This is a genomic window from Rhodococcus sp. 077-4 (assembly GCF_047782425.1).
GTDB lineage: Bacteria > Actinomycetota > Actinomycetes > Mycobacteriales > Mycobacteriaceae > Rhodococcoides.
On record NZ_JAJPWC010000012.1, the window covers coordinates 1 to 1,243 of the forward strand.

Genomic DNA, 1,243 nt, shown 5'->3' on the forward strand with positions numbered 1-1,243 from the left:
GGGTAGTTTCAAGCGGTCGTTGCAACGACTAGCTCGTTGATCACTTTTGCTGGTGAGTTCCAGCCTAGCGTTCGGCGGGGGCGGTCGTTGAGTTCGTCGGCGACCGCTTGAAGCCGCTCTGCGGTGTGCGCGGAGAGGTCTGTGCCCTTCTTGAAGTATTGCCGCAGTAGCCCGTTGGTGTTTTCGTTCGTGCCACGTTGCCAGGGACTGTGGGGGTCGCAGAAGTAGATGGCCATGTCGGTGGCCATCGTGATCTCCGCGTGCCTGCGCATTTCCATGCCTTGATCCCAGGTCACCGACTGTTTGAGCGTGTCCGGCATCGATCGGATCGCGGCGATCATCGCATCTCTGACGGCGTCGAGGTTGTGTGAATGTGGCAGGTGCAGCAGCATCGTGAATCGTGATGTGCGCTCGACCAGGGTGCCGATCGCCGATTTGTTTCCGGCTCCCAGGATCAGGTCGCCTTCCCAATGCCCAGGGACTTTGCGGTCTTCGACGTCGTCGGGGCGCTCGGAGATCAGCGTCTTGTCGGGAATGTGGTGGGCATTGCTGGGCACTCGCCCATGCTTGCGGCGATGTGCCCGGCCGGTCCGGAGCGCGTCGGCGACATCGGCTTTGAGTTCGCCTTTGGCTTGGACGTAGATGGCGTTGTAAATCGTTTCGTGCGACACGTGCATCTCCGGCCGATCGGGGTAATCGATCTTCAGTGTCGCCGAAATCTGTTGCGGTGACCACTTTTTCCGGAGGCGGCGAACAACTTCCGCGCGGAGTTCGCTGTCGGGATCGGCAAGCTTCGCGGTCTTGGGTCGGCGGGCGCGTGTCTCCGCTCGCTGCTGCGCGGACACCGATCGGTAGGTGCCACCGAGGTTGGTGTTGCGGCCGAGTTCGCGTGAGACGACCGACTTGTCGCGACCGATGAGATCGGCAATGTCGGTCTGAGACAGCCCCATCGCACGGCCGATGGCGATCTCTTCTCGTTCGGACTGAGAAAGGAATCGCCCGCTGGGTTCGGACCGGATCCGTTTGGCCCCGCGGACGATTCCTTTCCTCTGATCTGTCCACCGCATTCCCGTGGACCGACTGACGCCGGCGGCGGCCGACGCGGCGATCATTGACGCGCCCGAATCTCGCATGGCATGGAACCTAGCGACTACCTCTGCTCGGTTCGGGATGACACGTCGAGACATCTGCTCCACATCTCCTCAGGTCAGGAGCTGTGTTGCAACCATCACTTGAAACTGCC

1 protein-coding gene is annotated in these 1,243 nt (G+C 61.5%); it reads right to left on the reverse strand.

Going from position 1 to position 1,243, the window contains the following annotated elements:
* Positions 1-8: 8 nt before the first annotated feature.
* Positions 9-1,187: an IS30 family transposase gene (locus ACNEOT_RS25365; protein WP_415977532.1), complete on the reverse strand. Its 1,179-nt coding sequence runs from the start codon at positions 1,185-1,187 to the stop codon at positions 9-11.
* Between the last annotated feature and the right edge of the window lie 56 nt (positions 1,188-1,243).